The organism is Paraburkholderia sp. Tr-20389 (assembly GCF_017104565.1).
Lineage (GTDB): Bacteria > Pseudomonadota > Gammaproteobacteria > Burkholderiales > Burkholderiaceae > Paraburkholderia.
Window position 1 is genome coordinate 72096 of the sequence record NZ_JAAGPD010000019.1, and the last position, 19779, is coordinate 91874.

General features: G+C 64.1%; 23 protein-coding genes and 1 riboswitch. Of the genes, 19 read left to right on the top strand and 4 right to left on the bottom strand.

Translation table 11 applies throughout. The features are described 5' to 3' along the window. The first annotated feature begins 164 nt into the window (after positions 1-164). The 4 genes from G3N95_RS19315 to G3N95_RS19330 all read left to right on the top strand — a co-directional run bounded on the left by G3N95_RS19315 (position 165) and on the right by G3N95_RS19330 (position 2075). Positions 165-356: a hypothetical protein gene (locus tag G3N95_RS19315; RefSeq protein ID WP_205971673.1), complete on the top strand. Its 192-nt coding sequence runs from the start codon at positions 165-167 to the stop codon at positions 354-356. Between the two features lie 16 nt (positions 357-372). Continuing rightward, positions 373-582: a DUF6726 family protein gene (locus G3N95_RS19320; protein WP_205971674.1), complete on the top strand. Its 210-nt coding sequence runs from the start codon at positions 373-375 to the stop codon at positions 580-582. A 30-nt stretch (positions 583-612) separates the two neighbouring features. Then, a complete protein-coding gene (locus tag G3N95_RS19325) occupies positions 613-1335 on the top strand; it encodes a hypothetical protein (RefSeq protein WP_205971675.1) in 723 nt (240 codons plus the stop codon). Positions 1336-1397: 62 nt separating this feature from the next. Then, positions 1398-2075, top strand: a complete 678-nt coding sequence (locus tag G3N95_RS19330; protein ID WP_241018725.1) for a flagellar basal body L-ring protein FlgH — start codon at positions 1398-1400, stop codon at positions 2073-2075. A 58-nt stretch (positions 2076-2133) separates the two neighbouring features. Here G3N95_RS19330 and G3N95_RS19335 read toward each other — a convergent pair whose 3' ends face one another. The 4 genes from G3N95_RS19335 to G3N95_RS19350 all read right to left on the bottom strand — a co-directional run bounded on the left by G3N95_RS19335 (position 2134) and on the right by G3N95_RS19350 (position 6990). Continuing rightward, complete coding sequence (locus G3N95_RS19335) at positions 2134-2880, bottom strand: response regulator (protein ID WP_009771308.1); 747 nt, start codon at positions 2878-2880, stop codon at positions 2134-2136. Between the two features lie 851 nt (positions 2881-3731). Continuing rightward, positions 3732-4313, bottom strand: a complete 582-nt coding sequence (locus G3N95_RS19340) for a hypothetical protein (protein WP_205971676.1) — start codon at positions 4311-4313, stop codon at positions 3732-3734. Between the two features lie 51 nt (positions 4314-4364). Then, positions 4365-4862 carry a hypothetical protein gene (locus G3N95_RS19345; RefSeq protein ID WP_205971677.1) on the bottom strand — a complete coding sequence of 166 codons (498 nt, stop codon included), beginning with the start codon at positions 4860-4862 and terminating at the stop codon, positions 4365-4367. 394 nt (positions 4863-5256) lie between these two features. After that, positions 5257-6990 carry an ABC transporter ATP-binding protein/permease gene (locus tag G3N95_RS19350; RefSeq protein ID WP_205971678.1) on the bottom strand — a complete coding sequence of 578 codons (1734 nt, stop codon included), beginning with the start codon at positions 6988-6990 and terminating at the stop codon, positions 5257-5259. 315 nt (positions 6991-7305) lie between these two features. Then, positions 7306-7416, top strand: a riboswitch (TPP riboswitch). A 232-nt stretch (positions 7417-7648) separates the two neighbouring features. On the opposite strand from G3N95_RS19350, the gene G3N95_RS19355 reads away from it, so the two are divergent. From G3N95_RS19355 to hisG, 15 genes are all read left to right on the top strand, one after another. Beyond that, complete coding sequence (locus G3N95_RS19355; RefSeq protein ID WP_205971679.1) at positions 7649-8809, top strand: FAD-dependent oxidoreductase; 1161 nt, start codon at positions 7649-7651, stop codon at positions 8807-8809. A gap of 10 nt (positions 8810-8819) precedes the next feature. Further along, positions 8820-9017 carry a sulfur carrier protein ThiS gene (gene thiS / locus G3N95_RS19360; RefSeq protein WP_205971680.1) on the top strand — a complete coding sequence of 66 codons (198 nt, stop codon included), beginning with the start codon at positions 8820-8822 and terminating at the stop codon, positions 9015-9017. Positions 9018-9059: 42 nt separating this feature from the next. After that, entirely contained in the window at positions 9060-9884 is an 825-nt protein-coding gene (locus G3N95_RS19365) for a thiazole synthase (RefSeq protein ID WP_205971681.1), read from the top strand. Then, positions 9881-10999: a thiamine phosphate synthase gene (gene thiE, locus G3N95_RS19370; RefSeq protein WP_205971682.1), complete on the top strand. Its 1119-nt coding sequence runs from the start codon at positions 9881-9883 to the stop codon at positions 10997-10999. Before G3N95_RS19365 ends, thiE begins: the two co-directional genes overlap by 4 nt. Before the next feature lie 85 nt (positions 11000-11084). Beyond that, positions 11085-11906 (top strand): ABC transporter ATP-binding protein, encoded by an 822-nt coding sequence (locus G3N95_RS19375; RefSeq protein WP_205971683.1) that lies wholly within the window; start codon positions 11085-11087, stop codon positions 11904-11906. Further along, the gene (gene mlaE, locus G3N95_RS19380) at positions 11903-12670 is read left to right on the top strand and encodes a lipid asymmetry maintenance ABC transporter permease subunit MlaE (protein ID WP_012402139.1); all 768 of its coding nucleotides are present in this window, start codon (positions 11903-11905) and stop codon (positions 12668-12670) included. The genes G3N95_RS19375 and mlaE overlap by 4 nt, the downstream gene beginning before the upstream one ends. A gap of 78 nt (positions 12671-12748) precedes the next feature. Further along, complete coding sequence (gene mlaD, locus G3N95_RS19385) at positions 12749-13303, top strand: outer membrane lipid asymmetry maintenance protein MlaD (RefSeq protein ID WP_205971684.1); 555 nt, start codon at positions 12749-12751, stop codon at positions 13301-13303. Positions 13304-13317: 14 nt separating this feature from the next. Next, positions 13318-14265: a VacJ family lipoprotein gene (locus tag G3N95_RS19390; protein ID WP_205971685.1), complete on the top strand. Its 948-nt coding sequence runs from the start codon at positions 13318-13320 to the stop codon at positions 14263-14265. 138 nt (positions 14266-14403) lie between these two features. Next, positions 14404-15036 carry an ABC transporter substrate-binding protein gene (locus G3N95_RS19395; RefSeq protein WP_205971686.1) on the top strand — a complete coding sequence of 211 codons (633 nt, stop codon included), beginning with the start codon at positions 14404-14406 and terminating at the stop codon, positions 15034-15036. After that, positions 15033-15338, top strand: a complete 306-nt coding sequence (locus G3N95_RS19400) for an STAS domain-containing protein (protein WP_205971687.1) — start codon at positions 15033-15035, stop codon at positions 15336-15338. Before G3N95_RS19395 ends, G3N95_RS19400 begins: the two co-directional genes overlap by 4 nt. A gap of 269 nt (positions 15339-15607) precedes the next feature. After that, positions 15608-16534 carry an ABC transporter ATP-binding protein gene (locus tag G3N95_RS19405; RefSeq protein ID WP_205971688.1) on the top strand — a complete coding sequence of 309 codons (927 nt, stop codon included), beginning with the start codon at positions 15608-15610 and terminating at the stop codon, positions 16532-16534. Beyond that, positions 16531-17286 (top strand): ABC transporter permease, encoded by a 756-nt coding sequence (locus G3N95_RS19410; protein ID WP_205971689.1) that lies wholly within the window; start codon positions 16531-16533, stop codon positions 17284-17286. Before G3N95_RS19405 ends, G3N95_RS19410 begins: the two co-directional genes overlap by 4 nt. A gap of 10 nt (positions 17287-17296) precedes the next feature. After that, positions 17297-17536, top strand: a complete 240-nt coding sequence (locus G3N95_RS19415; protein WP_109478291.1) for a BolA family protein — start codon at positions 17297-17299, stop codon at positions 17534-17536. A 241-nt stretch (positions 17537-17777) separates the two neighbouring features. Continuing rightward, positions 17778-19040 carry a UDP-N-acetylglucosamine 1-carboxyvinyltransferase gene (gene murA, locus G3N95_RS19420; protein ID WP_205971690.1) on the top strand — a complete coding sequence of 421 codons (1263 nt, stop codon included), beginning with the start codon at positions 17778-17780 and terminating at the stop codon, positions 19038-19040. Beyond that, positions 19037-19735: an ATP phosphoribosyltransferase gene (gene hisG, locus G3N95_RS19425; protein ID WP_205971691.1), complete on the top strand. Its 699-nt coding sequence runs from the start codon at positions 19037-19039 to the stop codon at positions 19733-19735. The genes murA and hisG overlap by 4 nt, the downstream gene beginning before the upstream one ends. Positions 19736-19779 lie beyond the last annotated feature (44 nt).

The following is a 19779-nucleotide window of genomic DNA, read 5'->3' on the forward strand; positions in this document are numbered from 1 at the left end:
GCGGTCGTAAGCACCTCAGAAATCCGTGCGTTGCTTGAGCCATCGTGAGAGCGGGTCAGACGGGATCATTCGCTACGCCATAAGCCGCCGTGTGCGCCGGATGCAGCGATGCCTCCGCGATGTGCACGGCGTTCCGAAGACTCTCGCACTTCATGAGGTTTGCCATGACTGTTCAGAACAATCACTTCACCACGCAACTGCAGGGCGTCGCGCGACCGGCCGCGACCGACAAGACGTCGTCGCGCAGCACGTCCACCGCGGCAGCTGCATCGTCGACGGGCGACAAGGCGGCAGCGACGCAAACGTCTGCATCGCCCGTCGGCCTGGTCGGCAATCACGTCAATACGACGGCCTGAGCTGCCGGAGTTCGCCGTGCCGAAATCACGCTTTTTCACTCGCGCGCGGCGTGCCGCGGCGCGTCTCGCGATCTGGTCGGCCGTTGGTGCGGCAGTGCTGCCGCTCGACGGTTGTGCCGTCGCGGCGCTGCCGTGCCGGCTGACTTCGGCGACGCTGAAGATTCTGCCCGTCGTCGGCCATGTGGCCGCGACGCCGTTCGACGCCTGTGCCGCAGCCATCGACTGAGCTGCGACCATCGATTACGCGAGGCGAGCCATGCACCTCACTTCGATTGGACGCGCGCTGACGGCATGCGCCGTCGCCATGTCGTGCGCACTGATGCCGTTTGCTGCCGTCGCGCAGAACATGTTGTCGCCGCAACAGGCTGCTGCGTTGCGCATGTCGGCGGCCGCGAAGAAACACGCCGTCGACAAGCCGTTTGCGTTTCGCGGCATTCCGCTCGGCATCACGCTTGATGAGTTTCGCGCCGTCTCGCGCGTCCGTGCGACGCCGCTTGGCAGCGTGCCCGTCTGCGAGACGGACAACGTCGCGGGTTCGCTCGGCATGCGGTTGAAGACATCGCAGAGCCTGACGATCGCGTGCCAATGGGCGCATCGCGCGGCGGACGGCTGGGCGGTGTCGCGCGCGGTCGTGGACGGCTCGCCCGCCGACGAGCATGTGCTGCGCTTCGTGCGCGTCGATGGGCAAAGCGCGTTTCGTCTGTATGAGATTTCGTTCGTGATCGACGAGATCACGGCCGACGATTTGCGCGACGCGTTCGAAGACCGCTACGGCTCGCCGCGCACGTCGACCCAGGTCGCTTCGCCGACGGCCGGCACGCTGCCCGTCTATATCTGGGAAAACGATGTCAGTTCGATCACGTTGTGCCTGTTGCCCGCGACGCACAACGCGACGCTCACGTATCTGCTGAAGGATCCCGACGCATATATGAAGTCGGTGGTTCGGCAGTGGCAGACGAGCAGCGCCGACGCGGGCTGAACACTTATCCGGTTGGCTTCAACGCTTCAATTGACGCACAGGCAGGACACATCATGAACGCCATGCACATGCCGCGCGCTGTCGCCGTGCTGACGAGCGCCATCGCTTTCTACGCGCTCGCCGGTTGCGGCAGCACGAAGGATTCGATCGTCGACACGCCGATGCTGCCGCCGCTCGCGAGCGCGCCGATCAACGTGAACACGCAGGGCTCGATCTATCAGGCGGGCCAGAGTCTGCTGCTGTACGAGACGCCGCGTGCGCAGCATATCGGCGACGTGCTGACGATCCGGCTCTCCGAGTCGTACACGGGCTCGAACAGCGCGAACGCGCAGGCGAGCCGGGCGAGCGACATCACCGCCGAGGCCGCCGACAAATCGACGGGCACGGCAGCGCGTCTGGCGCGGCTCTTCAACATTGGCTCGGCGAGCACGACGTTCAAGGGGCAAGGATCGATCGCCGACACCAGCGGCATGACGGGCACGCTTGCCGTCACGGTGATCGGCACGATGCCGACGGGCAATCTGGTCATATCGGGCGAGAAGCTGATCTCGATGGGCGGCAACCGCGACCGGCTGCGGCTGTCGGGCATCGTGAACCCGAAGGACATCGAGGCGGGCAATTACGTCGCGTCGAGCAAGGTGGCGAACGCTCGCATCGAGCAGGCGGGTCAGGGCATGCTGGCCGATTCGACGACGCTCGGCTGGTTGCAGCGCATGTTCATGAGCGTGTTGACGTTCTGATTCTATTGCGCGGGTTTCGCTGGCCCGCGCTTTCTTCTATGTGGTGGCCTGCGTCGCGTCAGAGATTCGCGACGGGTGCGTCGTAGCGTTCCGCTGCGCCGATCTCGCCGTCCGGCACGAACACATAGCCTTTGCCCCATACGGTCTGCACGTAGCGCGGCTCGGAGGGATCGACTTCGATCAGCCGGCGCAGGCGCCAGATGGACACATCGAGGCTGCGATTGCGATGCGTATCGGTGCCGCCGTGCAGTTTTTCGAGCAGTTGCGCGCGGGTGAGCACCGTCATCGCGTGCGAGACGAACACCTTGAGCATGGCGAATTCGCTGGAGCGCAGCGCGATGCGTTCGCCGTCGCGGCGCAGTTCGCGCGCGGGGAAGTTCACTTCGAAGCGGCCGAAGCGATACGGCGCGCGATTTTCCGGCGCGCTGGGTGCTGCGCTTTCACGCCGGCGCAGCACGCTGCGAATGCGCGCGACGAGTTCGCTCGGATCGAACGGCTTGCCGAGATAGTCATCCGCGCCGAGTTCGAGACCGATCACGCGATCGATCACATCCGCGCGCGCGGTCAGCAGGATCACGGGGATGTTGTCGCCCGCGAGGCGCAGTGCGCGGAGTGCGCTGATGCCGTCGAGCTCCGGCATCATGATGTCGAGCACGACGAGTGCGGGCCGCTCGTGCTGGAGTGCCTGCTGCAACGCCATGCCGTTTTCGAGCACGGATACCGTGAAGCCGCGGCCTTGCAGGTAGTCGCGCACGATGTCGCGGACGACGGGGTCGTCGTCGACGACCATAATGGATGAGTTCATCCTGGCGATAGTAGTGATTTGGCGCTTCGCGCGGAAGGTTGGGGTGCTTTCCAAATCTTTCGGAAGTAAGAGGTCTCGTTTTTTTGTCTGCGACGCAGTCGCCAGTTTTTGCCTTCTCGGCGCGGGCTACACCGTTTGGTTTTTGCTCCGCGCTTTCGCTGGCGTCCGCGCTTTCGTAGTGGTTGTTCATGCGTTGCCCCTGTGCGGGGCGGCACTTACTTTCTTTGCCGCCGCAAAGAAAGTAAGCAAAGAAAGCGGGCTCACACCGCCAGTGCTAGTTGTTGCCTGCGGGCCCCCATCAGTTCTTACGCTCCACGCGGCAGCACGCTTGTTTGCGCCCGTTGCCAGCGTGCTAACTCACGCATCACCCGCTTCACACTCCCGCGTCATTGATCGCGTTACCAGACGTTCGCGGCCGCCCAGGTGGCAAACTGTGTGTAGGCCGTCGCGATGGAAGTGCACCACTCCGGACTGAAAAGCGGATCGGTGTCGTAGGATCGCCAACGCATATCGTGCGACAACCTACACACAGTTTGCCACCTGGGCGGCGCGGACGAGTCGCTGCCGCTGGCTGCCTGCGGGTGACTGAAGTGGGTGATGCGCCTGTTCAAGGCGCTGGCAACGGGCAGAAAGAAGCGCGTTGCCGTCTGGAGTGCGGGACCCGTTGGGGGCCCGCAGGCAAGTACAAAAGCTAGCGGTGTGAGCGGCTTTCTTTTGCCTACTTTTCTTTGCCGCTGCAAAGAAAAGTAGGTGCCGCCCCGCACAGGGGCAACGCCAGCAAACCAAAGACAAAACGCGGATGCCAGCAACAAAAGGTCAAAAAACAAAACCCGCGTTAGCGAAGGAAAAGATCAATTCCCAAGAGCAGACGTTTGAATAGTCTCAGGCGAGAGATCGAGCTGATTAACTACCATTTTGTCGATCAACCCATCGAGCTTCACAGAAGCGCTAGAAAACCGATCGACCCCGAGCCCACCCGTCTGATACCGCGCGGTAACGAGAATCCTCCCATGCTGGATCAGCGTGAGATCGATCATCGATAGATACTGCGTCGCCTCATCGCTAAACGAGCGTCGGCCATAGTCGACCGACGCGTTATACACGAGTCGCGCCTCGCACCCGGCCGGCGACGTGCCGGGGTTATACACGTCGGAGCGAATCCCGCGCTTGTCGAGCGCGAGCTGCAGCGCGGGTACGAAGTCGCCGACGGACACCAGCTGGTTCACCTCGATACAAACGGTGCGGATCTTCGCAGGCCGTCCGTTGATGAACGTCGGCGACGAATAGTTCGACGCGATCGCATAGCCCGCCTGAATCACGGAGCCCGTCGCGTCGGCGGCCGTGATCAGCGTCCAGGCGCAACCGCCCAGCGACAGCAGACACAGCGCCGCGAGCACGAGCCTCAAGACACACGCGAGAGAAGGGACGATCACGATGCGCTCGCGAACACGTTGTCGAAATGACGTCAGTAGAAGGACGAACGCTTAGCGCGCGATGCGCAGACGCAGTTCGTTCTGGCCTTCCACGCTCGCCGTGACGCTCACGCGGCGGTCAGCCGTCTTCACGATGAAGTGCTGGCGGGTCGGCGTGTTGAGGTCGTGCACGACGTTCGGAAAGCACGCGGCAATGTCCGCGCCGATTTCTTCGAGCGGATCGTTGACGAAGCCGTCGGCTTCCCAGTGCGCGCGCCAGCGGCAGTCGTACGAATGCGCATTGGCGCGGCAGTCGTCGATCTGATCGACGCCGGGCAGCTTCGCAGCCGGTTCGTCGCGCAGCTTCTTGAAGTCAGCGGACGACACGATGTGCGACAGCGCCGGACAGACGTCGGCAGGTTCGGCCTGTTTGACGGGCGTGGTCTGCGCGGCGTTCGCAGCCGTCGCGAACAGCAGCGCGGCCGTGGTCGTCAGCGCGGCGTTGCGGCCGGACTGTGCGAGGTTAAAAGGAAAACGGGAAAGCGAAGGGAGGCGGCGGTCGAGTGACATGGCAGGTATTTCCAGTGACGGTGAATATGCGTCGCGGGCTTCGCCAGGGGTGCGTTTGGCCCACGATGCAATCGTCGCTGGAATTGCCCGCGCGCAAAGCACGGAACAGCGCATGCGCTTCGAAAGTGCTTTCGAACTGTTCGAGAATCTTTCCGGATGTTGCGCCCGTCGTCGGCGCGTAAGACTTGTGCTTTCGTCCGCGCTCCTCGCTTGCCTGTGTATCAGCGCGTCGCAATGTGTTCGAGCCGCCCGCGTGATGCCGCAGTCGCGCCGCTCGCATGCAGCATTCGCGCGACGCGTGGGGCCGGACTGCGCCGCGCGAGCACGGCCTCTCTGCAAGAGTCCGCGCCCGTCACGGGCACCACGCATTCGAACCGCTCGAGCGGGGCTTCGCTCAGGCCGCTTCGCGTTCGATCGCGCGTTCGATGAACAGCGTCTGATCGTGGAATGCTTCGAGCGTCTTGCGATGCGCGACGCTGACGATCGCCGCGTTCGGCAGGCGCTCGAGCAGCGCGTTGTAGATGTTGCTTTCGTTGTCGGGATCGAGCGCGCTCGTCGCTTCGTCGAGGAACAGGAAGTCGGGCTGCTGCAGCAGCGCGCGCGCGGCTGCGAGACGCTGCTGCTCGCCCGGCGACAGCGAACGTTCCCAGTGCGCCGATTCGCCGAGCCGGTCCGCGAACTCGGACAGACGGCAGACGCCGAGCACTTCGCGGCACATCTCGTCGGAGAACGCGGACGCATCCGATGGATAGCAGAGCGCCGCCTTCAGCGTGCCGATGGGCAGATAGCTCCGCTGCGGGATGAACAGCAGCTTCGCGCCGGCAGGCATTTCGATCGTGCCTTCGCCGAACGGCCACAGCCCCGCGAGCGTGCGCATCAGCGTGCTCTTGCCCGCACCCGACGGGCCGCGCACGAGCCAGCGCGACTTCGGCGCGATGTGGAACGAGCCGACGTTCGCCAGCGCTTCACCATCGGGGCGCTGCAGACGCAGGTCCGTCACGTCGATCGAATCGATGTCCGTCAGATGCACGTTGATGCCGCCGTGCGCCGTGCCTTCGACGACCGACTCATGCAGATGCTGCGAGCGCATCACGCGATTGAATTCCCGCAGACGGTTGACGGTGGCGCGCCACTCGGCGAGCGAATCGTAATTGTTGATGAACCAGGAAAACGAGTCGCTGACCGTGCCGAATGCGCCCGTCACCTGCTGGTACACGCCGAGCGAAATCGACTTCGAAAAATACTTCGGCGCGGCGGCGATGTACGGAAAGACGATGGCCAGTTGCGAGTAACTGATCACGACGATGTTGAAGCGCCGCGTGAAACGCATGATCAGACGCCAGTTGTCGCGGATGTGTCCGAACACGCCGTTGAGCGCCTGCTCTTCAGACCGCTCGCCCTGATATAGCGCGATCTGGTCGGCGTTCTCGCGGATGCGGATCAGCGAGAAACGGAAGTCGGCTTCGACGCGCTGCTGCTGGTAGTTGATCGACACCAGCGGATGGTTGACCTTGTGCGTGACCCACGAGCCGAGCGCCGCGTAGATCAGGGCAGCCCACACCATGTAGCCCGGAATCGAGAATTCCGTGCCGAACATGTGGAACGCGAGCGCGCCCGACAGGTTCCACAGGATCACGATGAACGAGAACAGCGTGACCGTGGTCGACAGCAGTCCGAGCGACAGATTCAGCGTGGCGCTGGCCAACCCTTGCAGGTCGGCGGAAACCCGCTGGTCGGGGTTGTCGGCGAGACTGTCGCGCTCGATCCGGTAATACGCGCGGTCGCCGAGCCAGTCGTGCAGATAGCGGTTCGTGAGCCACTGCCGCCAGCGGAACTCGAGCATCTGGCGGAAGTAGGTCCGGTACGAGCCGAGCAGGATCAGCGCAAGCGCGATGACCGTGAACTGCAGCAGCGAGTATTTGAAGACGGGATAGTTGTACTGCTGGATCGCGTCGAAGAACGTGCGCTGCCAGCTGTTGAACCAGACGTTGGCCGCGACCATCGTCATGTTCATCGCAATGACGAGCGCGAGCAGCCCCCGTGCCTTCCATCGATCCTCGGACACCCAGTAGGGCTTGATGAGGCCCCACGCGGTGATGTCCGACGGATTTTTCGAGTTGTCGATCATAAGCGTCCTTTCATACGGTCGGCCCGGGCGGCGGCGCGATGTATTGCGTAGCCGCATTGCGCTGCTGCATGCCTGCGAGTTCGTGGCCCGGGCTGCGATTGTTTCGGCAGCGACTTAATCTGAACTTAAACGGACGTATTGCCGCACCTGCAACCCGCCGCCCGACCCGACAGCGGCCTTGCAGCGGCGCGGCATTCCGTCCGCATTGACGCGTGCCATTGTGCCAGAGCAACAGGGAACCTCGCCAAAATCAGCCGGCACCGATTGCGGTCTGTCCGGGTTTGCGGCGCGCGCGCCTTTTATGGTCTAATGGACTGGACGAAACAGGGGTGCTTCGTGCGCGGGCAGTCGTCGCGGCGAGGCTGAGAGAGACCCTTCGCACCCGATCCGGGTAATACCGGCGCGGGAAGTTTTCGGGAAGTTTTTCCTGGAAGTTCTCCTTCCGCCGGGGCGGCGCTCCCGTTGCATCGCGAGCGCCCATTCCCGGCCGGCCTTGCCCGCCGGTTTCGTCCTTGGGTACGAGCGCACTTCTGCCGTACGGAAAGGATTCGATGACCGTTCATTCTTCAGTTATTTGTCTCGTCGCTGCTGGCTTTGCCGGCCGGTTCGCCATGGGCGCGCGGTTTGCGGCGTCCGGAGTTTGCTTCGGAGCCGCGCGATGAGGACATCTGCTCAACCGGATTTCGCCGTGATCGGCGGCGGGCTGTGCGGGCGTCTCGTCGCGTGGCAGCTCGCGGGCGACGGGTATCGCGTCGCGCTGTACGAACGCGGCGACGCCGCCGGCTCGAATGCGGCTGCATGGGTTGCTGCTGCGATGCTCGCGCCGCTCGCCGAGGCCGCCAGTGCCGAGCTGCTGATCACGCGGCTGGGCGCGGCGTCGCTGGAAACCTGGCCGGCGCTGCTCGCGCAGTTGCCCGAGCCCGTGTTCTTCCAGCGCAACGGTTCGCTGATCGTCTGGCATCACAGCGATCGGGCCGAAGCGCCGCTGTTCGAGCGACGCTTGCGCGCGAATGCGCCCGCCGAACTGCTCGACGGTGGACTGGTGGCGCTTGCCGGTGCACAGGTCGGCGCGTCCGAGCCGGCGCTCGCGGGCCGCTTCACGCAAGGCTGGCTGCTGCCGCACGAAGGTCAGCTCGACAACCGTCAGGTGCTGTCGGCACTGGCTGCGGGGCTCGCCGGGCGCGGCGTGGAGACGCACTGGAACACAGCTGTCGACGACCACGCGATGCCGCCCGCCAAGATCACGATCGACTGCCGCGGACTCGGCGCGAAACCGGCGATGCCGACGCTGCGCGGCATTCGCGGCGAAGTCGCACGCGTGCACGCGCCTGGCATCGGACTGACGCGGCCGGTGCGCCTGCTGCATCCGCGCTATCCGCTGTATATCGCGCCGAAGCAGAACGATCTGTATGTGATCGGTGCGACGGAAGTGGAAGGCGAGGACATGTCGCCCGTCAGCGTGCGGTCGGCGCTCGAATTGCTGAGCGCGGCGTTCTCGGTGCATCCGGGGTTCGGCGAGGCGCGCATTCTCGAACTGAACTCGCAGTGCCGGCCGACGCTGCCCGACCATCGTCCCGTGCTGCTGTGGGACGGCGCGGGCACGCTGCGCGTGAATGGCCTGTACCGGCACGGCTACATGATCGCGCCCGAAGTCGCGGGCGAAGCGGTGCGTTTCGCGTCCGCGCTGCTCGATGGCCGCGTCGCCGATGCGGACGGTTTCCTCGACTGGCAGCGCAACGCGCGCTGGAGCGAGCTGTTCCGGCTCGACGGCACGCACGATCGGGAAGAGACCCGGCCTGCCGTCACTCTCAACGTTTGAACACACAGACATGGATATTCAGATCAACCAGAAGCCGCTGTCGCTGCCCGAAGGCGCGACCGTCGCCGACGCGCTCAGCGCGTTCGGCGCGCGGCCGCCGTTCGCCGTCGCGCTGAACGGCAATTTCGTCGCGCGCACGCAGCATGCGGCGCGCGCGTTGCAGGCGGGTGACCGGCTCGACGTCGTGCATCCCGTCGCGGGCGGCTGAGGCCAAAGCTCGCGACGCACTGTCACTGACAAGGAATCACACATGAACTCACACGCGAACGCTCCCGCCGACGCGCTCACGCTTTACGGCCAAACCTTCCAGAGCCGCGTGCTGCTCGGCACGTCGCGCTATCCGTCGCTGCAATCGCTGTCGGATTCGATCGCGGCATCGAAGCCGGGCATGGTGACGGTCGCGCTGCGCCGGCAGATGAGCGAAGGCGGCGCGGAAGCTGGCTTCTTCGATCTGCTCAAGCGCCACGGCGTGCCCCTCCTGCCGAACACGGCCGGTTGCCAGACGGTCGGCGAGGCGGTCACGACGGCGCACATGGCGCGCGAAGTATTCGAAACCGACTGGATCAAGCTCGAACTGATCGGCGACGACTACACGCTGCAACCCGACCCTGTCGGACTGATCGAAGCGGCGGCGCAACTGGTGAAGGACGGCTTCAAGGTGCTGCCGTATTGCACGGAGGACCTCGTGATCGGACGCCGTCTGCTCGACGCGGGCTGCGAGGCGCTGATGCCGTGGGGCGCGCCCATCGGCACCGGCAAGGGCGTCGTCAATCCGTATGGACTGCGCGTGCTGCGCGAACGTCTCCCCGATGTGCCGCTGATCGTCGATGCCGGGCTCGGCGTGCCGTCGCATGCCTGCCAGGTGATGGAATGGGGCTTCGACGGCGTGCTGCTGAACACGGCCGTCTCGCAGGCCACGCATCCCGAAACGATGGCGCGCGCCTTCGCAATGGGCGTCGAAGCGGGCCGCGAGGCATATCTGGCCGGCCCGATGGCCGAACGTGAAACTGCCCATGCGAGCACGCCCGTCGTCGGCATGCCGTTCTGGCATCAGGATGGGAGCGCTGCAGCATGACGGAAACACTGAAACTGTCGGGCCGCGACCTGTTCTGGCCGCCCGCCGATGAACTCACGGAAGCCGTCGAGCGCATTCGCGCGCGCCTCGGCGACTGGCCGCCGACGCACGTCGAGTGGCGCATCTGTCTGACGGCGCCCGACGACGCGAATGGCGGCGACCTGATCGTCTTCACCGATCTGAAACGGAACGACGCGCAACATCTCGAGCAGATCGCCCGCTGGGTCACGCACGGTGCAGGCGTGATCGAAGCGGCGGAGGGCAAAGCGGTGCTGCATCTGGGCGGCGTGCGCTACCAGCTGGAAGGCCATCTCGCCGAGGACTGGATCTCCGCGCTGGCGGCGTTCCTCGATTGCGGCTTCGATCCGCACGATGCGCTGACGCTCGCGCTTGCGTGGCGCGACGGCGACGAGACGGAGTCGGACGATGCGTGGCCGTGCGATCTGTCGCGCTTCCCGCGTGTTGCCGGTTTGCCGGACGCACCGGCGCAACCGTTCGCGGCCTGCCCGGACGCGCTCGGCCTCTATGCCGTGCTGCCGACGGCGGAGTGGGTCGAACGCGTGGCGGGCTTCGGCGTGAAGACGGTGCAGCTGCGCCACAAGGCGGCCGACGCCGAACTGCAACGCGAGATCGCGCGCTCGGTCGCGGCGGGCCGCGAGCACGACGCGCACGTCTTCATCAACGATCACTGGCAGGCCGCGATCGACGCTGGCGCCTATGGCGTGCACCTAGGCCAGGAAGACGTGCATACGGCCGATCTGCATGCGTTGTCGGCAGCCGGCGTCCGTCTGGGGCTGTCGACGCACGGCTACTACGAAATGCTGACGGCGTTGCACTTCCGTCCGAGCTACGTTGCGCTGGGCGCAGTGTTCCCGACCACGACGAAGGTGATGCCCACAGCGCCGCAAGGTCTGGTGCGGCTCGCGCGCTACGTGAAGCTGCTGGAAGGCGTCGTGCCGCTCGTCGCGATCGGCGGGATCAGCGGCGATGTACTGCCGCAAGTGCTGAAGACGGGTGTGAAAAGCGCAGCCGTGGTTCGCGCAATCACCGAGGCCGCCGAGCCCGCTTCCGCCACCGCAGGGCTACAAAACATATTTTTGCAAGAAAAAGTTTAGAAAAGTTAAATCGTTAGCGTCGTCAAGGCAGGGTTTGCACGAAGGCCCTATAATTCGCCCTTCCGTGTAAAGGACTGACAGTTTCGTGCCATCCTCTTCCGAGACCCTCCTTGAGCTACGCGACGTCGATTTCGGCTACGGCGAGCGGCTCGTCCTGTCGAACCTGAACCTGCGCTTCAAACGCGGCCAGGTGGTCGCGGTCATGGGCGGCTCGGGGTGCGGTAAGACCACGGTGCTGCGCCTGATCGGCGGCCTGGTGCGCGCGCAGCGTGGCCAGGTGCTGTTCCACGGCCAGGACATCGGCGCGCAGACGCGCGACGGCCTGTACGCGTTGCGCCGCAAGATGGGCATGCTGTTCCAGTTCGGCGCGCTGTTCACCGACATGTCGGTGTTCGACAACGTCGCCTTCGCTCTGCGTGAGCACACCGACCTCCCCGATGATCTGGTCCGCGACCTCGTGTTGATGAAGCTCAACGCGGTCGGTCTGCGCGGTGCGCGCGACCTCGCGCCCTCGGAGATTTCGGGCGGTATGGCGCGCCGCGTGGCGCTGGCCCGCGCCATCGCGCTCGATCCCGAACTGATGATGTACGACGAGCCGTTCGCCGGTCTCGACCCCATTTCGCTCGGTATCACGGCGAACCTGATCCGCGCACTCAACACCGCACTGGGCGCAACGTCCATTCTGGTCACGCACGACGTGCCCGAATCGTTCGCCATCGCCGACTACGTCTACTTCCTCGCGAACGGCGGCGTCCTCGCCGAGGGCACGCCGGCGGAGTTGCGTGCATCGACGGATCCGACCGTGCGTCAGTTCATCGACGGCACGCCCGACGGCCCCTTCAAATTTCACTATCCGAGCAACACGCCGCTGGCGGCGGACTTCGGCATCGGCGGAGGCCGCGCATGATCAGCACCATCGGTCGTTCCGTCATCTGCGGGCTCGGGCAGACGGGGTACGCGGCGCGCATGTTCTTGCGCCTCGTGCTCGAATTTTTCCCGCTGCTGCGCCGTCCGCGTCTTGTCACGAAGCAGATCCACTTCGTCGGTAACTATTCGCTGGTGATCATCGCGGTGTCGGGGCTGTTCGTCGGCTTCGTGCTCGGGCTGCAAGGCTATTACACCCTCAACCGCTACGGCTCCGAACAGGCGCTCGGCTTGCTGGTCGCGCTGTCGCTCGTACGCGAACTCGGGCCCGTCGTGACGGCACTGCTGTTCGCCGGACGCGCGGGCACGTCGCTCACGGCCGAGATCGGCCTGATGAAGGCGGGCGAGCAACTCACGGCAATGGAAATGATGGCCGTTGACCCATTGAAGGTGGTCGTCGCGCCGCGCATGTGGGCGGGCATTATCGCGATGCCGGTTCTTGCGGCCATCTTCAGCGCCGTGGGCGTGATCGGCGGCTATATCGTGGGCGTGCTGATGATCGGCGTCGATGCCGGCGCGTTCTGGTCGCAGATGCAGGGCGGCGTCGATGCCTATCGCGACGTCGGCAACGGCGTGATCAAGAGCATCGTGTTCGGCTTCGCGGTGACGTTCATCGCGCTCTACCAGGGCTACGAAGCGAAGCCCACGCCGGAAGGCGTGTCGCGCGCGACGACCAAAACAGTCGTCTACGCATCGCTCGCCGTGCTCGGTCTGGATTTCCTGCTGACCGCGCTGATGTTCAGCTAGGCGGCGTCGCGCCAATACACGCGCGCCGCGCCGCGCAGGCAACACGCCGCAGCGGCATAGATTCTCTTTGGGATGAAGATGAAAAAAACTGCTCTCGATTTCTGGGTAGGTCTGTTCGTGGTGCTCGGGTTCATCGCGTTGCTGTTCCTCGCGCTGAAGGCGGGCAACATGAGCTCGCTGTCGTTTCAGGCGACGTACCCGGTCAAGCTGAAATTCGACAATATCGGCGGCCTCAAGGCGCGCGCGCCTGTGAAGAGCGCGGGCGTGACGGTGGGGCGCGTGGCGTCGATCGGCTTCGACAGCAATTCGTATCAGGCGCTCGTGACGCTCGATCTCGACAAGCAATATCAATTTCCGAAAGACACGTCCGCGAAGATTTTGACGTCGGGCCTGTTGGGTGAGCAGTACATCGGTCTTGAGCCGGGTGGCGACAGCGAAATGCTGAAAGCCGGCGACACGATCTCGATGACCCAATCGGCGATCGTCCTGGAGAATCTGATCGGGCAGTTCTTGTACAACAAGGCAGCGGATTCCGGGGCTGCCAAATCCGGTGCATCCGCTGCGGCTCCCGAGCCTGCAGCACCGGCTCCCGCAGCGCCTGCTGCGGCTGCTTCGGGTGCATCCGGGCAATAAGGAGAGAACAACAAATGATGACGACACGCTTACGTGTCGCGGGGATCGCGCTTGCTGTGGCAACGTTTGCCGGTTGTGCAACCGTTCAGAACCCTACGAAGGAAGATCCGATCGAGGGTTTCAACCGTACGATCTTCACGTTCAACGACACGGTCGACAAATACGCGCTGAAGCCCGTCGCGAAGGGTTACGTGTTCGTCACGCCGCAGCCTGTGCGTGACAGTGTCACGAACTTCTTTTCGAACATCGGCGATGTCTACATCGCCGCGAACAACCTGCTGCAATTGAAGATCGCCGACGGCGTGTCGGACATCATGCGTATCGTGATCAACACGATCTTCGGTGTCGGCGGTCTGTTCGACGTCGCGACGCTCGCGAAGCTGCCGAAGCACGACAACGACCTCGGTCTGACGCTCGGTCACTACGGCGTGCCGCCGGGGCCGTATCTGGTGCTGCCGCTGTTCGGGCCGAGCACGGTGCGCGACGGCGTGGGCATGGTCGGCAACTACTTCATCAACCCGCTCACGTATGTGCAGCCGGACAGCCTGAGCTGGGCGCTGTATGGGCTGAACGTCGTCAACACGCGCGCGAACCTGCTGAGCGCGAGCGATGTGCTCGAAGGCGCGGCCCTCGACAAGTATTCGTTCGTGCGCAATGCATACCTGCAACGCCGCCGCTATCTGCTGACGGGCGGCACTGCATCGACGGGGCTGCCTGACTACGGCAGCGAAGCACCGCTGCCGAAGTACGAAGATGTCGACGGCGGCGCTGCCGCGACGCCTGCAGCGCCCGCTGCGGCATCGGCGCCCGAAGCGGCGTCGGGCACGACGTCGAACGATGCAACGGGTGGCGCGGCGGGTGCTGCACAGCCTGCATCCGACACGAGTGCACCGCCGACCGTTCCGGGCGGCCAGATCGTGCCGCCGGCGCATTTCGGCTACCCGTCGCTGAAGCTGCGCTAAGGCATGTCAAATGCGAGGGACGTATCTGTCTGCCGTAACACTCGGATACGAATCTCGCAGTTTGGGCGTGGATTGCGGCTGAACTCGCGTGATATTGTCGCCTCCAACGCTAAGCTTATTTTTTTGGCAGGACTGGAAATGAAAAAATTCTTCTTCTTCATCCCGTTTATTGCAGCGCTCTTTGCGTTCGGTGGCGCGGCGTCCGCGCAAACCGTCGATACAAACAATCCCGACGTGATGGTCAAGACCGTCACGCAGCAGGTGATCGACGCCGTGCGCGCCGACAAGACCATCCAGACGGGCAACATCGGCGCCGTCACGAAGCTCGTGAACGAAAAGATTCTCCCGTACACGGACTTTCGCCGTACGACGCAACTCGCGATGGGCCGCAACTGGCGTGCCGCGACGCCCGAGCAGCAGAACGCCGTGGTCGAGCAGTTCAAGACGCTGCTGATCCGCACGTATTCGGGCGCGCTCGCACAGGTGAAGGACCAGCAGATCGAATACAAGCCGTTCCGCGCAAACCCGGAAGATACCGACGTGGTGGTGCGCTCGGTGGTGATGAACAACGGCTCGCCCGTCGAACTCGACTACCGTCTGTACAAGACGCCGCAAGGCTGGCGCGTGTATGACCTGAACGTGCTCGGCGCATGGCTGATCCAGGCGTACCAGCAGCAGTTCAACGAGCAGATCCAGAAGAGCGGCGTCGACGGTCTGATCCAGTTCCTGACGGCACGCAACCAGCAACTCGCGGGCGGCAAACAGTCGTGAACAACTTTGCAAGCGCGCCGGTGACGACGCCCACCAACTCGTTCGAAACGGGCGCCACGCTGACCCACGCGAGCGCGAAAGCCGCGCTCGCTGCAGGGCTCGCGCGCATCGGCGGCGGCGCGACTGCAGTCGACTGCGCGCCGCTCACGCAATTCGATTCGTCCGCGCTGGCCGTGCTGCTCGCATGGCAACGCGCGGCGAGCGCACGCGGCACGCCGCTCGCCATCGTCAACCTGCCTGCGGGGCTGTCCAGCCTCGCTCAAGCGTACGGCGTCGATACACTCCTCACCGCACGACATTGACGCTCGCGCGTCAGTGAGCCTCGCACCGCATTTCGCTGTTCGCGCGGGCTCACGTTCTCCCAAGGCAAGTCGGCCGTTTCGACTTTTGCCCTATAATCAAACGTTTTTTGGCGCCTCGCCGTTTCGTTTCGTATCCAGGAAACGGTCGTAGCGGTTGCAGCAGCAGCGCAAGCAGTCGTTTGCACCCGGCCCCAATTTCGTTTTCCCCATGCTTTCGCGCCCTTGCCGGGCGACCTATCAGGCGCTGTCCACCTCGACGGCGCACAGTCATGTCAGCGATTGAAATTCGTAACGTCAAAAAGCGCTACAAGGATCTGCAAGCGCTCAAAGGCGTCAGCTTCACCGTCGAACAAGGCGAGTTTTTCGGGCTGCTCGGCCCGAACGGCGCGGGCAAGACGACGCTCATCAGCATCCTCGCCGGTCTCGCGCGCGCCGATGAAGGCAGCATCACGGTTCACGGCCACCATGTCGTCGACGATTTCCGTCTTGCGCGCCGCGCGCTCGGCGTCGTGCCGCAGGAACTCGTGTTCGATCCGTTCTTCACCGTGCGCGAAACGCTGCGCATCCAGTCGGGTTACTTCGGTTTGCGCAAGAACGACGACTGGATCGACGAAGTGATGGCCAATCTCGATCTCACCGAAAAAGCCGACGCGAACATGCGCGCGCTGTCGGGCGGGATGAAACGCCGCGTGCTCGTCGCGCAGGCGCTCGTGCATCGGCCGCCCGTGATCGTGCTCGACGAGCCGACGGCGGGCGTCGACGTCGAACTCCGGCAGACGCTGTGGAAATTCATCTCGCGCCTGAACCGCGAAGGCCACACGATCGTGCTGACCACGCATTACCTCGAAGAGGCCGAATCGCTGTGCGATCGCATCGCGATGCTGCGGCGAGGTGAAGTCGTTGCATTGGAGCGCACGAGCACGCTGCTCGAACGCTTCGCGGGCACGCAGTTGTTCGTCCGGTTCGCGCAGGGCGTACTGCCCGCCGAATTGCGTCCGCTCGAAGTCGATCCCGGCAACGTCAACGGACGCCAGCATCTGCTGCGCCTCGCGAGCTATGACGACGTCGAGCGCATTCTTGCGCAGTGCCGCGCGGCGGGCTGCACGTTCGACGAAATCGAGGTGCGCAAGGCCGACCTCGAAGATGTTTTCCTGCAGGTGATGAGCGGGCCGGAAGTGGTCGAGGGGTTGGCATGAGCGGTTTTCGTACCCTGTTCTACAAAGAGCTGTTGCGCTTCTGGAAAGTCGCGTTCCAGACGGTGCTCGCGCCCGTGATCACCGCGCTGCTGTATCTGACTATCTTCGGCCACGCACTGCGCGATCACGTGCAGGTCTATCCTGGCGTGCAGTACACGAGCTTCCTCGTGCCCGGCCTCGTGATGATGAGCGTGCTGCAGAATGCATTCGCGAACAGTTCGTCGTCGCTGATTCAGTCGAAGATCACGGGCAATCTCGTGTTCGTGCTGCTGCCGCCACTGTCGCACTACGAGATGTACGCAGCCTATGTGCTCGCGGCCGTCGTGCGCGGACTGTGCGTCGGGTTGGGCGTGTTCGTCGTGACGGTCTGGTTCATTCCGATGAGCTTCACGGCGCCGCTCTACATCATTGCGTTCGCGGTGCTCGGCTCGGCGATTCTCGGCACGCTCGGCGTGATCGCCGGCATCTGGGCCGAAAAGTTCGATCAGCTCGCCGCGTTCCAGAATTTTCTGATCATGCCGCTCACGTTCCTCTCGGGCGTGTTCTACTCGACGCATACGCTGCCGTCCGGCTGGCGCGAGGTGTCACGGCTCAATCCGTTTTTCTACATGATCGACGGCTTTCGTTACGGCTTCTTCGGCATGTCGGACATCGATCCGCTGTGGAGCCTGCTGATCGTCGGCGGTTTCTTCGTCGTCTTGGCCGTGCTGGCGATGCGCATGCTCGCGTCCGGCTACAAGCTGCGTCACTAGGAGCACTGAAATGCTACCCACACCCGAACAGGTCAAGAATTACATCGCGGCGGGCCTTCCTTGCGAGCATCTCGAAGTGGAAGGCGACGGCCAGCATTTCTTCGCGACCATCGTGTCGACGAATTTCGAAGGCAAGCGCCTGATTCAACGGCATCAACTCGTGTACGCGGCGCTCGGCGACCGCATGCGCGAAGAGATTCACGCGCTCAGCATGAAGACGCTGACGCCGGCCGAATGGCAAAGCGCCTGACTTGCGCATAAAAGGTCACGCATAGGACATGCTGTCTGTCGGGGGACGGCGCTCATAAACTGGCTGCAGGAAGAGCGGAAAAACAAGCTGCACAATAAGCTTCAGACGTAGCTGCAAATTTGCTGGAACATCAGTGCGTATCACACAAGACACACAAGATAGTCGCGACGCCGCGCACGGCGCCGCAGCAACCGCCCACAAGACGCCCGTTGGCGGACGGGCAGACCAGGAACAAACAGGCATGGACAAACTCGTGATTGAAGGCGGGCAGAAGCTCGCTGGTGAGATCGTTGTTTCGGGTGCGAAGAACGCGGCGCTGCCGATTCTTTGCGCAGGCTTGTTGAGCGCGGAGCCCGTGCATCTCGACAACGTGCCCGATCTGCAGGACGTGCGCACCACGCTCAAGCTGCTCGGCCAGATGGGTGTGCGCACGGAAAGCGCCGGCGGCAAGGTGTCGCTCGACGCGTCGAAGGTCGACAATCTCGTCGCGCCGTACGAACTCGTCAAGACGATGCGCGCGTCGATCCTCGTGCTGGGCCCGCTCGTCGCGCGTTTCGGCGAGGCGAAGGTGTCGCTGCCGGGCGGCTGCGCGATCGGCGCACGGCCCGTGGATCAGCACATCAAGGGCCTGCAGGCGATGGGCGCCGAGATCAACATCGAGCACGGTTTCATCGAAGCACGCGCGAAGCGTCTGAAGGGCGCGCGCATCATCACCGACATGATCACCGTCACGGGCACCGAAAACCTGCTGATGGCGGCCGTGCTGGCGGATGGCGAAACGATCATCGAAAATGCCGCGCGCGAGCCGGAAGTCGGCGATCTGGCGAATCTGCTCGTCGCGATGGGCGCGAAGATCGACGGCATCGGCACCGATCGTCTGGTCATTCAAGGCGTCGACAAGCTGCACGGCGCGAAGCACACGGTCGTGCCGGACCGCATCGAAGCGGGCACCTTCCTGTGCGCGGTCGCGGCGGCCGGCGGCGACGTGACGCTGCGTCATGTGCGCCCGCAGATTCTCGAAGCCGTCACGGACAAGCTGCGCGACGCAGGCGTGACGATCGAAGAGGGCGACGACTGGATGCGCGTGCGCATGAACCAGCGTCCGAAGGCCGTGTCGTTCCGCACGTCGGAATACCCGGCGTTTCCGACCGACATGCAGGCGCAGTTCATGGCGCTCAACACGCTCGCGGAAGGCACGTCGCAAGTGGTCGAGACGATCTTCGAAAATCGCTTCATGCACGTGCAGGAACTGAACCGTCTCGGCGCGAACATCACGATCGACGGCAAGACGGCGCTCGTCAACGGCGTCGAGAAGCTGTCGGGCGCGAAGGTGATGGCGACCGACCTGCGCGCGTCGGCGAGCCTCGTGATCGCGGGCCTGTGCGCGGACGGCGAAACGCTGATCGACCGTATCTATCACCTCGATCGCGGCTACGACCGGATGGAATCGAAACTCACCGCAGTCGGCGCGAAGGTGCGCCGCATCAAGGGTAATCAGGCATGAGCGCATTGCCGCAAACGTCGTCGTCGCCCGCAGCGGGCAAGCCGCTGACGCTCGCATTGTCCAAGGGCCGCATCTTCGAGGAAACGGTGCCGCTGCTCGCGGCAGCGGGCATCGAAGTGACGGAAGACCCGGAAACGTCGCGCAAGCTGATCCTGCCGACCAACGACCCGAACGTGCGCGTGATCATCGTGCGCGCCACCGACGTGCCGACGTACGTCGAATACGGCGCCGCCGATTTCGGCGTCGCGGGCAAGGACGTGCTGATCGAGCACGGCGGCAGCGGCCTGTATCAGCCGATCGATCTGGATATCGCGCGCTGCCGGATGTCGGTGGCCGTGGCGGCCGGTTTCGACTATGCGAACGCGGTGCGCCAGGGCGCGCGCCTGCGCGTCGCGACGAAGTACGTCGAAACCGCGCGCGAGCACTTCGCATCGAAGGGCGTGCACGTCGATCTGATCAAGCTGTATGGATCGATGGAACTCGCGCCGCTGGTCGGCCTCGCTGACGCGATCGTCGACCTGGTCAGTTCGGGCGGCACGCTGCGCGCGAACAACCTTGTGGAGGTCGAAGAGATCATGCATATCTCGTCGCGCCTCGTCGTGAACCAGGCGGCGCTGAAGCTGAAGCGCGCCGCGCTGGCACCCATTCTCGACGCGTTCCAGCGCGCGTCGCAACGCACTGGCGCGACGGCCTGACGAACCGAAGCACGTCGCCGCCGACGCGCGCGCCTTACCGAAAC

Coding starts and splice junctions, on each gene's coding strand:
- G3N95_RS19325 (WP_205971675.1), top strand. CDS start 613: ATGCACCTCACTTCGATTGGACGCGCGCTGACGGCATGCGCCGTCGCC.
- murA (WP_205971690.1), top strand. CDS start 17,778: ATGGACAAACTCGTGATTGAAGGCGGGCAGAAGCTCGCTGGTGAGATC.
- G3N95_RS19330 (WP_241018725.1), top strand. CDS start 1,398: ATGCACATGCCGCGCGCTGTCGCCGTGCTGACGAGCGCCATCGCTTTC.
- thiE (WP_205971682.1), top strand. CDS start 9,881: ATGACGGAAACACTGAAACTGTCGGGCCGCGACCTGTTCTGGCCGCCC.
- mlaD (WP_205971684.1), top strand. CDS start 12,749: ATGAAAAAAACTGCTCTCGATTTCTGGGTAGGTCTGTTCGTGGTGCTC.
- hisG (WP_205971691.1), top strand. CDS start 19,037: ATGAGCGCATTGCCGCAAACGTCGTCGTCGCCCGCAGCGGGCAAGCCG.
- G3N95_RS19395 (WP_205971686.1), top strand. CDS start 14,404: ATGAAAAAATTCTTCTTCTTCATCCCGTTTATTGCAGCGCTCTTTGCG.
- G3N95_RS19405 (WP_205971688.1), top strand. CDS start 15,608: ATGTCAGCGATTGAAATTCGTAACGTCAAAAAGCGCTACAAGGATCTG.
- G3N95_RS19345 (WP_205971677.1), bottom strand. CDS start 4,862: ATGTCACTCGACCGCCGCCTCCCTTCGCTTTCCCGTTTTCCTTTTAAC.
- G3N95_RS19410 (WP_205971689.1), top strand. CDS start 16,531: ATGAGCGGTTTTCGTACCCTGTTCTACAAAGAGCTGTTGCGCTTCTGG.
- mlaE (WP_012402139.1), top strand. CDS start 11,903: ATGATCAGCACCATCGGTCGTTCCGTCATCTGCGGGCTCGGGCAGACG.
- G3N95_RS19365 (WP_205971681.1), top strand. CDS start 9,060: ATGAACTCACACGCGAACGCTCCCGCCGACGCGCTCACGCTTTACGGC.
- G3N95_RS19415 (WP_109478291.1), top strand. CDS start 17,297: ATGCTACCCACACCCGAACAGGTCAAGAATTACATCGCGGCGGGCCTT.
- thiS (WP_205971680.1), top strand. CDS start 8,820: ATGGATATTCAGATCAACCAGAAGCCGCTGTCGCTGCCCGAAGGCGCG.
- G3N95_RS19355 (WP_205971679.1), top strand. CDS start 7,649: ATGAGGACATCTGCTCAACCGGATTTCGCCGTGATCGGCGGCGGGCTG.
- G3N95_RS19335 (WP_009771308.1), bottom strand. CDS start 2,880: ATGAACTCATCCATTATGGTCGTCGACGACGACCCCGTCGTCCGCGAC.
- G3N95_RS19350 (WP_205971678.1), bottom strand. CDS start 6,990: ATGATCGACAACTCGAAAAATCCGTCGGACATCACCGCGTGGGGCCTC.
- G3N95_RS19315 (WP_205971673.1), top strand. CDS start 165: ATGACTGTTCAGAACAATCACTTCACCACGCAACTGCAGGGCGTCGCG.
- G3N95_RS19390 (WP_205971685.1), top strand. CDS start 13,318: ATGATGACGACACGCTTACGTGTCGCGGGGATCGCGCTTGCTGTGGCA.